Here is a 14,766-nt window from a genome sequence, read left to right as displayed (position 1 = left end):
CTTGAGTTTTTTGGAAAATATTTTCTTTTTATTATTTCGGTTGAGAGACTTACTCTCAGAGCATTTAGAATTTCCTACAACTTCACTAAAGTTGTTGCTTTTGAAATCTTATCTGCTGGAATTTCAACTGTTTTCTTACGGGCTTTATCCATATATTCTACAGTTAAGGTGTTGTCCTCAAACTTCACCAAATCTCCAACAAATTCTTTTTCGCCTTCAATTTTTTGATAAAGTTTTACAAGAATGTACTCACCAATGGCACTTTGAAAATGTTCAGCTTTTTTAAGCGGACGTTCTGCACCAGGGCTTGCAACTTCAAGCATATAACCTTCCGTTGGAAATGGATCTGGCGAAATTGTGTCTAGCAAAGGTGAAAGAATTTCACTTAAATCGGCTGTGTCTTGAATCGTAATGCCATCTGCCTTATCCACCAAAAGTCGCAAAACCATATCTCCGCCAAGTTTTTCCCACTCAACATCAATCAATTCAAACTCTTCTGGTAGGTGAGGCAAGATGAAATCTTCTACTGTTTTTACAAGTGTTTCTGACATCTCTTCTCCTTTCAGAAAACAACACAGAAGGAGCGTCCTCACGAACGCTCCTTTCTAGTAGTTTTTTATTTAAGACTATTATAGCACATTTTTGCGGTTTGTCAAGAGGCATGATTGCGCAGGGTGTACCGTTTAAACTTCCTAACTCGCACATAAAATTTCTTTGAAAATTCTTGAAAATCTAGCATTAAAGGGCTATGATAAAAAGAGTGTAATTTATAGGAGATGTTTATGAAAATTTATTTTCAGTTACTTATTATTTTTGGTTTTTCTTTCGTAGGAGATACGCTGTCAAACAGTTTGCATCTTCCTGTTCCCGGGAGTATTTTAGGAATGATTTTTTTATTCCTTGCGTTGCAATTTAAAGTTTTAAAATTCACTGATGTAGATGAGGTCGGGAGTTTCTTAATCAATAACATGACGATTTTATTTTTACCTGCTGGTGTGGGAATCATGGCTAAATGGTCCTTGATTTCCGATTTTTGGTGGCAAATAGCTTTGATTGTTCTCCTTGCTCTTATTGTGAATGTCTTTGTTTTAGGTCATTTGGTTCAATTTATTAAAGTCAAATATGAAGGAGATTACCTCGAACCAGAATTGTTAAAAAATAAAAGAGAGGTAAACTGATGGATGCCATTACTTCTAGCCCGTTATTTGGTTTAACACTTACTATTTTAATATTTATTATTGGTGTACGTATCAATGAAAATATACGTAAGCCTTGGACGAATCCCTTACTTTTTGCAACCCTCGTTATTATTTTGATTTTGGTTGTAGCTAAAATACCTTATGAGAATTATTACAAAGGAGGCGCGATATTAAACGACTTGATTGGTCCTTCAACTGTTGCCTTAGGTATTCCTTTGTATAAAACCTTCCAGCTCATGAAGCATCATGCAAGATCAATTTTAATCAGTATCGCTGCTGCTGCTCTTATTAATACAGTTATTACGGCCTTATTGTTAAAATTTTTCGGTTTATCAAAATTAGCTTCATTGTCCCTTTTCCCAAAATCTGTAACTACTGCGATGGCTATTGGTATCACAGAAAAAATGCAAGGTGTGACAACGATTACGGTTGTCGTGGTCGTGGCTACCGGAATCTTGACCAGTGTCCTTGGCGTGCCATTGATGAAACTTTTTAAAATTAAAGACCCTGTGGCCCAAGGTGTGGTGCTCGGCGGCACTGGACATGCCGTTGGTACAGGAACTGCTATTGAACTAGGAAAAGTTCAAGGCGCCATGGGAGCTTTAGCGATTGGCGTAACCGGGATTATGTACGTGATTTTTGCACCTTTAGTGGCACATATTATTCTGGGCTATTGAGCCTAACTGTCTGAAATTCTAACCAGTTATAATAAAAAGCTTGAAGATTAACTTCAAGCTTTTTATTATTTACGTTTACGTGCAATCAAATGAATTGGTGTACCTTCAAAGACAAAGGCTTTACGGATTTGATTTTCTAAGAAGCGCATATAAGAGAAATGCATCAGTTCTTCTTCATTAACGAAGACCACAAATGTTGGTGGTTTAACAGCAACTTGGGTTGCATAGAAAATCTTCAAACGTTTCCCTTTATCTGTCGGTGTTGGATTAATTGCTACTGCATCCATAATAACATCATTCAAGACAGAACTTGAAATACGAAGGTTTTGTGAATGATGAATTTCCTTAATCATATCTGGAAGCTTATGAAGACGTTGACCTGTTTTAGCTGAAACATAAACAATCGGTGCATAATCAAGGAATTTAAATTTCCAACGAATATCGTCTTCGAATTTTTTCATAGTGTAATTGTCTTTTTCAAGTGTATCCCACTTGTTTACTACGAGAAGAATTCCCTTACCTGCATCATGAGCGAAGCCAGCAATCCGCATATCGTATTCACGAATTCCCTCTTCTGCATTGATGACCATAAGCACAATGTCGCTCCGATCAATAGCACGCATAGCACGCATTACAGAATATTTTTCTGTATTTTCGTAGATTTTCCCAGATTTACGCATCCCTGCTGTATCAATCATGAGGAATTCTTGCCCTTCTGCATCAGTAAAGCTTGTATCAATCGCATCACGTGTCGTACCTGCGACAGGGCTGGCAATGACACGATCTTCTCCGAGAATAGCGTTAATCAAACTTGATTTACCAACGTTTGGACGACCAATCAAACTAAATTTGATGACATCTGGATTTTCTTCTTCTGTTTCTGTTGGCAGGTTTTCAATGATTGCATCAAGAACGTCCCCTGTCCCTAAGCCGTGTACAGCGGATACAGGATAAGGTTCTCCCAGACCAAGTGAATAGAAGTCGAAGATTTCCATTCGGCGCTCCGGGTTATCTACTTTATTGACAACGAGGATAACTGGTTTATCTGTACGGTAGAGAATTTGTGCTACATGTTCATCAGCATCAGTAATTCCTGTTTCTCCATCCACAACAGCTACGATAACATCCGCTTCTTCCATCGCTATCTCTGCTTGGGCACGGATCTGTGTCATGAAGGGCTCATCCGAAAGTTCAATCCCTCCGGTATCAATAAGCGAGAATTTTTTGTTCAACCATTCGCCTGTGGCATAAATACGGTCACGTGTTACTCCAGGAATATCTTCAACAATCGAGATACGTTCTCCAGCAATACGGTTAAAAATCGTCGATTTTCCGACATTTGGTCGGCCGACAATGGCTACTGTAGGTAGTGTCATTTATTTTTTATCCTTTTCTTATCAGTAATATCAGTAATAAGTTTACTTCTCTTATTCCTCATCTTCTTCTTTTCATCTAAAAGAGAAAAAGTATGCATTGTAATTATAACATTTTACTGGCTATTTTTATAGCTCTGCCTTTTCAGATTAAAAGTGAGCCCGGAATTCTTGCTCACTTTTGATTATTTTTTAAGTTTTTTAAAGGGAATCTCCTTCACACCGAGAAGATCTAGGGCAAAGTTAAAGATTGGAATTCCCACGATAAGGCCCCAAACACCGAAGAAATGTTCTCCTAAGAAAAGAATCACGAAAGTGTAAAACATAGGCAGTTTTGTCTTATGGGCCATCAGATGCGGGTTGAGGACATAAGACTCAAGAGCATGGATTAAAGCAACCATCAGTAACACAAAGATGACATCCCTAATCCCGCCAATAGAATAACCGATGATGGATAAAGGAATACAAGAGACAAGTACACCAGCAACGGGAACAAGGCTCAGTAAGAAAATCATTACGCCCAAACTCAATAACTCTGGAAAACCCATGAAGCTTAACGCAATAAGTGTCAAAGCGGTATTAACGAGAGCAATAATAAATTGCGTTTCCAAGACAACACCAAAGCCTGTAAAGAATTTGCTTGCCAGATAATAGACGTCTTCAAAGAACCAAGCAAAGTCACTTTCCAAGAAAAGAGCTGAGAATTTATTGGTTTCTTTACGATCAATAGTGAAGAAGAAACTCATTAAAAAGGCGAAAACGACAATGAGTAACCCTTTCCCAAAGCTGGTTACATAATCAACCAAAGTCCCCAAACTGCTTTGCAGTTTATCTGCCAAGTTGTATTCTTTAAAAAGATTATATATCGAATCCATCAGCGCACTCTCGCCATTGCTGTTGTTCTGGTAAAACTTACTTACTGCATTGATGAGGTGCGTGAGCTGATTGACCAATACGGGAATATATTCCGTAATGCCTAAGTAGATTAAAAAAAGAATGACACCATATAGGATAAAACCACTTATTTTACCAGGAAGTTTAATTTTTCGCTCGATAAAGCTGACAAAACGATAGGCGAGGTAGCTGAAGACGAAAGTCAAGAGCATCAGTGGGAGAATGCTTCGTACAAAATAGAGTACAGCAATGAGAAACGCCAAAACGACCCATCTTCTAAGTTTTTCATTTTTTATAAAATTTTGGTAGTATTCCATTAATTCCCATCCTTCAATTTTTATAGATTAAAAAATTGTATTTTCACATTTTCAAGCTTCTAAATTATATCATGTTTAGCATGCAAAAAGATACATCTTAAGATGTATCTTTTATATTTTATTTCTTTTTGCCTTTTTTCATTTTTTTCTGCGCCCGTTTCATGGCTTGTTTCATGGCAAATTGTGTAGCTTTCCCTTTGAGGCCACCACCGAACATGGAGCTCATATCAGGTGTTCCGGAAGATGCTCCTCCTCCCATAAGACCTTGCAAGTCTCCTAGAGAGGACATATCTGGCATGCCTCCAGGCATATTTTTCATGTTTGGCATTTTACCACCAGCGCCGCCCATCATTTGCTGCATCATTGAATTCATGTCGCCATTCATAATGCCTTGCATCATGTCTTTAGACTGATTGAATTGCTTGATGAACTTGTTAACCTCGATAAAACTATTTCCTGATCCAGCAGCAATACGTCGACGACGAGCGGGTGAAAGTTCGACTTCCAATTGACGCTCAGCTGGTGTCATAGATAGCACAATAGCACGTTTACGTGCAATGTCTTTCGGATCAACCTTAACATTTTCAATTCCTGGCATTTGTGACATGCCTGGAATCATCTTCATAATGTCTTCCATTGGTCCCATGTTTGTCACTTGGTCAAGCTGTTCCACAAAGTCGCTGTAATCAAAACGGTTTTCCGCCATCTTTTCAGCCATCTTCATCGATTGTTCTTCATCAAACTGCGCTTGAGCCTTTTCAATCAAGGTCAACATGTCCCCCATACCGAGGATACGAGAGCTCATACGATCAGGATAGAAAGTTTCCAAATCGGTCAGTTTCTCACCTGTACCAGTAAATTTGATGGGTTTTCCTGTAATTTCTCGAATAGATAAAGCCGCACCACCACGGGTATCACCATCAAGTTTGGTAATAATAACACCACTGATATCTAATTTTTCATCAAAAGTTTTCGCTACTTGAGCAGCAACTTGACCTGTCATGGCATCAACAACCAACAGAATTTCCGTTGGTTGTGCGAGAGCTTTAATCTCTTGCAACTCGTTCATGAGTTTATCATCAATTTCGAGACGACCTGCCGTATCAATCAAGACATAGTCTTTACGCTCTTCACGCGCTTGAGCAAGACCGTTTTTAACAATATTTACCGGACTTTCGGCTGTTCCTTCATCATAAACAGGAATATCAAGCTGTTCACCTAATGTTTTTAATTGATCAATCGCTGCTGGACGATAAACGTCAGCCGCAATCATCATTGGGCGTGCATTTTGTTCTTCTTTAAGTTTTTTAGCAAGTTTACCAGCAAAGGTTGTTTTACCTGCCCCTTGCAAACCAACCATCATGATGATTGTTGGAATTTTAGGTGATTTGAGCAGCTCAGCTTCACCGCCACCCAAAATCGCAGTCAATTCTTCGTTAACAATCGAAATAATTTGTTGCGCAGGATTCAGTGCTTCTGAGACTTCCGTCCCAATCGCACGTTCGCGGATTGCTTTGATAAACTTTTTCACTACAGGAAGAGCAACGTCGGCTTCAAGAAGGGCCACACGTATTTCTTTCGTAATTTCTGTTACATCTTGTTCTGTAATTTTCTTTTTGCCACGCAAATTTTTAAAGACATTTTGCAAACGTTCAGTTAAATTTTCAAAAGCCATATTTATATTCCAGTTCTATTATTTTATTCAGATAGTTTTATTATACCATATTCTGTCGAGGCTTAAATCCACCAGAAGTTGGAAAAATTCTAATTTTGTTCAGAAAGTTTTTGGATATCTTCAGGACGCCCAATGACAAAGAGTGAATCCCCAATCATGAGTCGAGTGTCTCCTGAGGCTATTTCAACTTTTCCATTAATATGCTTAACATAGCTGATGTTTAAGTCGTAATGATTAAAATCATCAATTTCAGAAATAACCCGATTATTCATTTTACGTGAACATACTTTTACTTCTGCGAACTCAATATTATCAGCAATGTCCACGACATTACTGATATTCTCAAAGATTAAACTTTCAGCAATCTTCCGTCCCATTTCTACCTCAGGAAGAACCACACGATCAGCGCCAATTTTTTCCAAAAGACGATAATGATTTTTATCTACAGCCTTGGTTATTACTTGAGGCACTCCAGCATCTTTTGCCAGCATAGTAACTAGCACAGAAGACTGGATGTCTTCACCTATTGCTACAATAGCAACGTCAAAATCTTGAATGCCTATCTCGTCCAAGACACGTTCATCTTTTGCATCGGCAATGATGGCATTAGGAACCATATCCTTAAAAAGATTGACACGATCTTCATTCTGGTCAATCACGAGCAAATCTGCCTCCGTTTCGGCGATTGTTTTCGCAACCGCTGAGCCAAAACGTCCCAGACCTATAACAACAAATGATTTCATATTAACCTACCATTACCTTTTCTTCAGGGTATTTATAAAGCGACTCATGACTGTCTTTGGCATTTAGAGAATAAATAATCGTAAAAACACCAACGCGTCCGATAAACATAAGAATTCCTACAATAATTTTACCTGGGATATTGAGTCCTGGAGTTACTCCCATACTTAAACCCACGGTCGATAGTGCAGAAATAACTTCGAACAAGAGCTGATCCACACGGAATTTTGGATTGGTTAAGAGCAAGGCAAAAGTTGCAATAACCATCATAAAGAAATAGAGAAAAACAGACTCATAAGCTTGTTTGACAACACTTTGAGGAATTGTTCTATTTTTAAAACTTGTATGTTTGTCACGTTTAATGATTGAACGAACATTGAGTGCTAGAACACCGATTGTTGTCGTTTTTAAACCGCCTGCTGTAGACCCAGATGTACCACCGATAATCATCAACATAATTGTCAAAAAGATACTGGCCTGACTAAACAGGGTGTATTCTTGAATAGAAAAGCCCGCAGTTCTCTGAGAAATCGATAAGAATAAACTCTGCATGGTAAAAATTGCTGGGTTATTACTTACACTTTCAAAATCAGAGATTAAAAAGAGTATCATGCCACCAAAGATGAGAAAAGTTGTTGTTGTTAATGCCAAACGTGTATGTAACGACAATTTTCTTTGCTTTTTGTAGTTAAGCAGGTCCATCATAACGATAAAACCTAAACTGCCGCATACAATCATCGAGGCGATGACCATTAAGACATAAGGTGAATGTTCATAAAGCATGAGCGAATTACCAAACAAATCAAAGCCGGCATTACAATAAGCCGAAATAGCATGGAACACACTGTACCATAAACCTTTAACCAATCCAAACTTTGGCACAAAAGCAAAGGACAAGAGAACACTTCCGCAAAATTGAATAAGAAAAGAAATGATTAAAACATTGATAACAACACGAACACCCGAGCTAATATCAGATAGGCTGTATGATTCTTGAATAATCAAGCGCGACTTAAGCGACATCTTCTGGTTGAGCAACAAAAAGATACTGACAACCAAAGTCATAAATCCTAATCCACCAATTTCAATCAATAAAAGTAAGATAACTTGACCAAAAAGCGACCAGTGAGCGCTTGTATCAATAACGGTTAAACCTGTAACACAGGTTGCTGATACAGCTGTAAAGAGCGCATCGACAGGATGAGTAAATTGTCCTGTTTTGGAGGAAATCGGTAAACTCAACAGTGTCCCGCCCACAATGACAAGAGTCAAAAAGGCGATAAAAATAATCTGCAAAGCTGTTAATTTTTTTAAATTTTTCTGCATAAGTCGCTTGCTTACTCTCCTGTAGTTCTGTGCCCTGGGAACTTGCCATTATCAAAAAAATATAGCAAAAGACAGGCCTTTACTATATGATAATTTTTCAACGTTCTTGAACAAACCCTCTCCAAGAAGTCTTATTCAGACTTTTCAGTGGGTTTATTTGCTTTCTTTTTGTTGCTCTTGTAACGACGTGTTAATTCTTGTGGGGCACGCGCTTCCATCACGACAGGAAGAACAACTGGTTTACGACGTGTTTGGTTGTAGAGGAATTTACCAAGAGCATCACGAATAGCGCCCTTAAGTTCTGACCAATCGAAAGTTGTTCCTGCAAGATATTTTTCAACGGTTTCATTAACCAAATTTCCTGCATCTTTCATCAAATCACGTGATGTTTTAACATAGACAAAGCCACGCGTATGTACACGTGTTTGACTGATAATTTTACGGTCGCTCTTACTGATAGTGATAACAGCAATGAAAATACCGTCTTCTGACAAAACTTTACGGTCTCGTAAAACGACAGAACCAATGTCCCCAATACCTGAACCATCAATCATTACGTTTTCTGCTGGTACAACACCTGCAGGAATCATTTCGTCTTTTTTGTTGAATGAAACAGATTCCCCTTTTTTCGCAATAAAGATGTGCTCTGGAAGCATGCCCATTTCCATGGCTAATTCAGCATGTGCACGTAACTCACGGTATTCACCTTGAATAGGGATAAGATTTTTAGGTCGTAAGATATCAATCATAAATTGCAAATCACGCGCATTGGCATGACCTGAAACTTTTAAATCTCCACCCAACATCTTCATCACACCACCTGCACGATAAACATCATTTTCAATGCGTGCCACTAATGTTTCATAAGCTACTGAAGGGGTTGTTACAGCAAATGCTACATCGCCTTCTTTGATTTTCACCCATTTGTGGCGTTTGTGCGCCATGTCACCGAGAACTTTTAAGGGTTCACCCATACGTCCTGTTTCAATGATAACAAGCTCATCATCAGCATATTTACTGATTTCATTTGGTTTAATGATTGCTTTTTTATCTTCGATTTGCAACTTCTTCAAACGTGTTGCTGTTTCGACGATTTGGTCCATATCTTGACCAGTAAAGACGATATGGCGTCCGAGCTTGATTGCTGCATCAACGACTTGTTGGATACGCCCGAGATTCCCTGCGTTACAAGCAATGATCACACGGCCTTGTGCTTCATCAATTGTATCAAATATTTTTTCGTAGATTTCATGTTCACTTGCAGATTGAGCCGTTGACAAAGCATTTGGTGAGCTTGAAAGTAAAGCAAGGACTTTACTGCTTCCAATTTCAGCAAGGCGTCGCATGTTTGTACGATAGCCAAGCGCAACTGCTGGATCAAAACGGAAATCTCCTGTATAAACAATATTTCCGGAGTCAGTTCCAATGACAATCCCCATTGATTCTGGAATTGTATGTGTTGTTGAAAAGAAGGAAATTACAGCTTGACCAAAATCAATTTCTGTTTCTTCGTTGACCACGTGGAAATCCTTAAACTTCTTGCTGCCATCATAATTGCGCACATTAATCTTCGCAAGTTCAATCGTCAACTCACTCCCAAATACAGGAACACGTAATTCAGAAACGATATAAGGTAATGCGCCAATCGAATCGGCATGACCATGCGTCAAGAAAATCCCTGCAACACGATCAGCATTTTCAACTAAATAGTCAATGTCTGGAATAACAAAGTCAATTCCTAACATGTCACTGTCCGCATATTTCAGACCAGCGTCGAGAACGAAGATTTGTTCGTTCACCTCTGCTAAGTACATATTTTTACCAAATTCGCGTACACCGCCTAAGGGTGTAATTTTTATATCTGCCATTTATCTATTAATTAAAACCTTTCTTATTTCGTAATAAAAGGGATTGGCATTCCAATCCCTACCGAGAATACTTACTATAAGTATAACTCAAAGCAAGCAAAAAATCAATCAAATATTCGTCAATCCCTCATATCATGCGGTTTATCGTTACTTAACATTTTTAAGCTTTCCCGTATATCTTCTTCGTATTTTGCGAAAAACTTTTGATTTTTAATCCGCAAACAACCTCGTCCTATAACTGACTTTGGAAATCGCTCCTGTAAAGTCACATTACTTCCATAAAAATAGAGCGCAACATAATTTTTTTGAGCAGAAATATTAAGCATACCCGCTTCTTCATATCCTGGACTTGGATGAGGATTTGCTCCCAAAGCGAGAGCGGAAAAAGTTCTTCCATTATCAAAATAACGCAAGTTTTCATCTGGAAATACTGTCTTAACCAACTGCGTAACTTGTCTTAAAAGTTGTGGATTAGGCGACTGTGCTATGTAGTCCTCTATTTCCTCTGCGCTTATGTACATCGCACCTCCTTGATTTTCTTTCAATTAAAAATAAGTCTTTAAAAAGTTTGCTACTACTTCGCGATATTTTTCTTTATCTATTTCGTAAGACCGCACATGTCGACCTCCTTTTGCAATATAGATTTCCTTTGGCCCTTTTGTTGCTTCATAGTTTCGATGCACCATTTCCATGGGAACAAAAGTATCCTGATCTCCGTGGATAAAGAGGAACGGCTTCGTATTTTTATTTAATTGCGTAATTGACGAGGCTTCCTTCCAATCGTATCCCGCAAAAAGTTTAGACCAAAAAGAAAGGAGGTGAATCAGCGGAAATTGTGGCAAATGATAATCATGCTTTGCTTTATGGGCCAACTCGTTCCAAACCGTATCATAACCACAGTCTTCAATAAAACACTTAACATTTTCAGGCAAGTTTTCCCCCGAAAGCATCATTGTTGCAGAGGCACCCATCGAAATACCAAACATTGCGATTTCACTTTTAGGATTTTTCTCAATAATCTGTTTAATCCAGCCTAGGTTATCTTTACGGTCTAACCAGCCAAAACCAATGAATTTTCCTGGACTTTTTGCACCTGCACGATAATCCGGCATGAGGACATTGTAACCCAGCTCATGAAAGAGCCAACCAAAAGCACCATATCTGTCTCGAACAGATTTATACCCGTTAGCCAACAAGATAGTCTTATCTGTCGGCTTTGTCGCTGGTAAATACCAGGCCTTAAGCGTTAAATTATCGTGTGTCTGTAAACACCATTCTTCTTTTTTGGCTTGCATAAAAGCGTACCATTCGGGATAAAGAGGATCATTGCTTTGGGGTTGTTGAATCCAAATGCTACGATTTTTATTTTCAATAAATATAAACAGACCAAAGCTAACAATAAGAACTAAAAAAATGAGAGCCAACACTAGTATTAAAAAAGTTAACATGAGCCTATTATAACACGTCTTGCGTAACAACTTTACTTGTTTTCTTCTCCATAAAAAAAAGAGATTTAAAATCTCCTTTTTCCTTCTATTTATTACCTGGAACATCAGACAATGTCCATGTCAGTTCTCCTTGATATTTTGCTGCATATTGTTGGGTCACAGGTACATCAAGATAGAGCCCTTTTTTCGTTGTACTTCCCCAATTTTGGCTGAGATTAAAGGTTCCACCATTCGTGCCACTTGGCTGACTTTGTACTTGAGCATTACTTGATGAAAGTACGGTATGGTTGCTGCCATCAGCACTAAAGAATAAAGTCCCAGCTAGTGAATGACCACCAGTAATTGGTGTACCCGTAGCATCAACTTCGACTAAGGGCTGACTTTCTTTTACAAACATTGTCCATCCTGTATTCTTGCTGCTTTGTCTTGTATCGGTAACTACAAGATCCTGATCATAGGCAGGAAAATCAACCACATTATTATTTTTAACTTTTAGCTGTCCAAAATCCATTGTAGATGGTGCACTAGTAAAATTTAGACTCCCTGTAAAGATAGATATGGCAACAGTTTTGGAAATGCTTTTATCTGAGCTCGAAAAATTGTAAGTCACATCGATATTGTCATTAGATTGAGCATTCTTCAAGGCCGTAAAATATGCAGCAGAATCCTCTAAAGCTGCTGAACTAACTGTTCCGTCAGAATGATAAGCTTTTGCTTGCGTATAATAATCAAGTGTTGTCTGATCACTGTTAGCTCCAATCGTATTAGCGATATCCTGACCTAAAGTTACCGGGTATGCATTGATCGCTTTCTGACGATCAGAGGAGATGATTGCATCATCAGAAACAACGACAAGATGCGCTTGTGCTGTTTCATTTGTCGTTGACCACGTAACTGGAATGTCAATATAATCTTTACCATTTAGCCCGCCATTGGCAGTCGCTAAAGTATTTCCGTCAAGCTTTAGGCCTGTTAAGTCTTGCCCCTTTACTTCCATCAAAGATTGAAGTTGGCTTTCAGTGAGCGTTTTTGCCATACTTTCTGAGAGAATAATATTTCCTGCTGTAAGCTTTTGAGTAATCGTTATTGTTGCCTTAGGTGCAATAACTGGCACTGCTGCTGATACCCTATTAACTGCAAACATACTTGGAAGAGCAACAGACAGAACTGCGCCCATTATAAAAAATCGTTTCATTTTTCTCCTCTCCTCCTATGCTGGTCCATCTGCGATGGTATATTTAAAGATACCAGATGGTGTTCCTGTTTGTGTCAGTAGTGTATTTTTAGCTTTAATTTTTATTCCCGAAGTTTGTGGAGCAGTCAATGTGTAATTTTGCCCTGCATTCGCCATTGAAATAAAAGAAGGTAAACTTGTATCTGAAGTTACTGAGGCGATAGACACAGCCAAGCCCGTACCTAAAGTTTTGTTATCAGCTGGGTTGGCAGGATTACTCCAATAATAGTCGATATTATCTGCAAAATTATTTTGCATCATTGTTACCGAAAGATTAAAGTTTGGCGCTTGTCCTCGATCATCCCCTACTACCAATGTTTGTGTCTCATTTCCATTGATTAAATTTGACCAAGAGCTATCAGCTGGTGTACCATTGCTATCATTTGGATTTAAAGAGATATTAAAACTTCTTGCCATGGATGATTTAGCTGCATCCATCCAGAAGCCTATTGGCTGATACCAAGATATATATTTGGCAGTTTTCATCCCTGTTAAATCGGCACTAGAATAATTATTAGGTACCAAATTAGAACTGGCATTAGCACCTAAGCCAGTAATTGTTCCTGTGTTTTGTCTGTACCAGATATCACCCGTACTTAGGTTATTTTGGTTAGGTGTAACCAGATCTGGGAGACTTGCATCAAATACAGCTGCTGTAGTTGATGTATGAGTCCTTAATCCATTTCCTGCTATCGTTATAGGAAAATTGTTACTCGAATTCACAGTCGGATCAAAAACTGATCCTCCTAGGGTATTTAGGGTCACTACTTTAGGATCATCTAACGTTATACCACTGCCAGTTCCAGGATTTCCATAAACTAGACTACCAGAAGTTTTTAAATTGTTCAAAAGTAAAGTTGCATTTTGACCAACATTCCATTTGACAACACCGGTCCCTGTAAAACCATTAACATTAATGCGGCCACCACCCGTTGTTACGGCCAATCTCCCGTTATTGCCGATATTTACCGTCCAAGAATTATTAGCAACAGCGTAGAACCACCCACCACTATACCTTGCAGCAGTAGCAGCTGTCCCTTTTATATCGAAAGCAGCATTATTACCAATGTCCCACACCATTGGACCACTGTTCCCGTCATCATAATACATACAATAAGTATCGTTTAAATTCCAAACAAGTTGGGCACTATCATCCACTTTCATGGTATGTGAGTTATTATAATATGTATAATAAGGTTGATCAAATCCCCAGTTTTGGTTTAGGGTTGTCGTTCCCGTGACAACTTCAACCCATTTTCCACCTTGAATCCATTCACCTTGGTTATCAGCTCCCGTTAGTCCTACTGAAGTCATATTATTATCTTGTTGAATATTAAAAGTATTGGTTCCATAGAACAGTATTTTTCCATTGTCATTTCGGATTGGTTGAGCTGCTGCGCGTGGTGCTCCATTTGTAACTGTCACATCTTCATAAACAAAGGTTGGAGCGGATCCTCCTGTACCGACTGATTGAAATATACCACCGGTAATATTGTTGGTTATACTGGCATTTTTAACTGCTAAGGTTGTAGAACTACTTACACCAGCATTAGGGACACGAAATGGGCCGCGAATAGTTCCTCCACCAGCACCTGATCCTGAGCCCGCTGTTGTATAATTTGTATCAGTGTCTAAATAGAGCATATGACCATTACCATTAATAGATAGACTTTTACCTTCAACAATTGAAACTCCATTATTTGTATTGGTTGTACTTGAATAACCGGTACCGCCAATGCTTGTATCACCTGCTACATCCCCAACAACATCAAAATAAATCGTATTATTGGAAGCAGCCGTTGGATTGACAGACTGATAGGTATCCAGCATATCCTTCCAGCTATTCGTACTGTAATATGTTGCACCTGCCGTCCCTGTAACTGCACCAGAAGTATCCACATTGCCCGTCAATACTGCCGCGTCTGCCTTTTCTCCTACTACTGTTAAGGTCAAAAGCGTACCCGCTATCAAGAGTGGAGTGATATATTTTTTATTTATTTTCATAAAATTATTT

General features: G+C 38.7%; 13 protein-coding genes. 2 read left to right on the top strand and 11 right to left on the bottom strand.

The genetic code is table 11. The features are described 5' to 3' along the window. Nucleotides 1-74: 74 nt before the first annotated feature. Nucleotides 75-551 carry a ribosome maturation factor RimP gene (gene rimP / locus BZZ03_RS07165; RefSeq protein WP_019293047.1) on the bottom strand — a complete coding sequence of 159 codons (477 nt, stop codon included), beginning with the start codon at nucleotides 549-551 and terminating at the stop codon, nucleotides 75-77. Nucleotides 552-782: 231 nt separating this feature from the next. On the opposite strand from rimP, the gene BZZ03_RS07160 reads away from it, so the two are divergent. Both BZZ03_RS07160 and BZZ03_RS07155 read left to right on the top strand, forming a co-directional pair. Continuing rightward, the gene (locus BZZ03_RS07160; protein ID WP_019291799.1) at nucleotides 783-1,178 is read left to right on the top strand and encodes a CidA/LrgA family protein; all 396 of its coding nucleotides are present in this window, start codon (nucleotides 783-785) and stop codon (nucleotides 1,176-1,178) included. Further along, entirely contained in the window at nucleotides 1,178-1,876 is a 699-nt protein-coding gene (locus BZZ03_RS07155; RefSeq protein ID WP_004256157.1) for an LrgB family protein, read from the top strand. The genes BZZ03_RS07160 and BZZ03_RS07155 overlap by 1 nt, the downstream gene beginning before the upstream one ends. 65 nt (nucleotides 1,877-1,941) lie before the next feature. Here the strand turns inward: BZZ03_RS07155 and der are convergent, their stop codons facing one another. The 10 genes from der to BZZ03_RS07105 all read right to left on the bottom strand — a co-directional run bounded on the left by der (nucleotide 1,942) and on the right by BZZ03_RS07105 (nucleotide 14,756). Beyond that, nucleotides 1,942-3,252 (bottom strand): ribosome biogenesis GTPase Der, encoded by a 1,311-nt coding sequence (der, locus tag BZZ03_RS07150; protein WP_004256153.1) that lies wholly within the window; start codon nucleotides 3,250-3,252, stop codon nucleotides 1,942-1,944. 182 nt (nucleotides 3,253-3,434) lie between these two features. After that, nucleotides 3,435-4,460, bottom strand: coding sequence for an AI-2E family transporter (locus BZZ03_RS07145; protein ID WP_003134234.1), 1,026 nt, complete (start codon nucleotides 4,458-4,460; stop codon nucleotides 3,435-3,437). 118 nt (nucleotides 4,461-4,578) lie between these two features. Continuing rightward, complete coding sequence (ffh, locus tag BZZ03_RS07140; protein ID WP_003134232.1) at nucleotides 4,579-6,135, bottom strand: signal recognition particle protein; 1,557 nt, start codon at nucleotides 6,133-6,135, stop codon at nucleotides 4,579-4,581. An 89-nt stretch (nucleotides 6,136-6,224) separates the two neighbouring features. Then, entirely contained in the window at nucleotides 6,225-6,878 is a 654-nt protein-coding gene (locus tag BZZ03_RS07135; RefSeq protein ID WP_086582878.1) for a potassium channel family protein, read from the bottom strand. Nucleotide 6,879: 1 nt separating this feature from the next. Beyond that, nucleotides 6,880-8,202, bottom strand: a complete 1,323-nt coding sequence (locus tag BZZ03_RS07130; RefSeq protein WP_003134230.1) for a TrkH family potassium uptake protein — start codon at nucleotides 8,200-8,202, stop codon at nucleotides 6,880-6,882. Nucleotides 8,203-8,333: 131 nt separating this feature from the next. Further along, complete coding sequence (locus BZZ03_RS07125; protein ID WP_086582877.1) at nucleotides 8,334-10,070, bottom strand: ribonuclease J; 1,737 nt, start codon at nucleotides 10,068-10,070, stop codon at nucleotides 8,334-8,336. Nucleotides 10,071-10,189: 119 nt separating this feature from the next. Then, nucleotides 10,190-10,591, bottom strand: a complete 402-nt coding sequence (locus BZZ03_RS07120; protein ID WP_086582876.1) for a hypothetical protein — start codon at nucleotides 10,589-10,591, stop codon at nucleotides 10,190-10,192. A 24-nt stretch (nucleotides 10,592-10,615) separates the two neighbouring features. Next, on the bottom strand, nucleotides 10,616-11,518 hold the full coding sequence (locus BZZ03_RS07115) for an alpha/beta hydrolase (RefSeq protein ID WP_233128969.1): 903 nt from the start codon (nucleotides 11,516-11,518) through the stop codon (nucleotides 10,616-10,618). A gap of 85 nt (nucleotides 11,519-11,603) precedes the next feature. Further along, nucleotides 11,604-12,695: a WxL domain-containing protein gene (locus tag BZZ03_RS07110; protein WP_086582875.1), complete on the bottom strand. Its 1,092-nt coding sequence runs from the start codon at nucleotides 12,693-12,695 to the stop codon at nucleotides 11,604-11,606. 33 nt (nucleotides 12,696-12,728) lie between these two features. Then, nucleotides 12,729-14,756: an RTX toxin gene (locus BZZ03_RS07105; protein WP_086582874.1), complete on the bottom strand. Its 2,028-nt coding sequence runs from the start codon at nucleotides 14,754-14,756 to the stop codon at nucleotides 12,729-12,731. Between the last annotated feature and the right edge of the window lie 10 nt (nucleotides 14,757-14,766).

Origin of the sequence: Lactococcus petauri, assembly GCF_002154895.1 — a bacterium.
GTDB lineage: Bacteria > Bacillota > Bacilli > Lactobacillales > Streptococcaceae > Lactococcus > Lactococcus petauri.
The sequence above is the reverse complement of the archived record's forward strand: the minus strand, read 5'-3'. Positions and strand labels throughout refer to the sequence as shown.